1 pseudogene is annotated in these 569 nt (G+C 48.2%); it reads right to left on the bottom strand.

The features are described from left to right. Positions 1-569, bottom strand: a pseudogene (locus A3756_RS27150) (IS21 family transposase); the annotation flags it as partial.

Genomic DNA, 569 nt, shown 5'->3' with positions numbered 1-569 from the left:
ATGGACTTAATATTTGCCAGTCGTCGGGCATTGATATGCTGAGCCCGTAAGCAAGCGGCTTCTAATCTTTCTGGTGTGTATTGTTTTGCCAGATTCAGTAAACCCAAGCAGACTCGATAAGCTTGTTCGGGTACCTTCTTTTGTTCGAGTAGGTTTAGTACGATGGATTGCGTTGCAGGCCCGATTCGAGCGCCCCAAGAGATCAGTCTCTCCGGCGTCCAGGCTTGGTGCTTTCGATGGGGCTCAGGCATGTGGTGAGCATTGGTGGTAAAACCCCCTTGGCGCAAGCTCCTAGCATGTCGTGCAACCTGTTTTCCTTTGAAGAAAATAGCAACGCTATCTTGGCTTGCTTGGGCTTCTACTTGAGACTTCACCAGATGATGAGGTACTGAGTAATAATGCTTGTCGAACTCTATGTGGTAGTCGATATTAACGCGTGCAAGTTTGAACTCGACATACTCATAATGCTTCGCGGGAAGCGATTTAAGCGCTGGCTTATCCAAGGCTTCAAATTGACTTAAGCGGGAACCCGGTAGTTTCTTAAAGGCACGGCGGTTAAGGTCATCTAG

Source organism: Oleiphilus sp. HI0086, assembly GCF_001635225.1.
The sequence above is the reverse complement of the archived record's forward strand: the minus strand, read 5'-3'. Positions and strand labels throughout refer to the sequence as shown.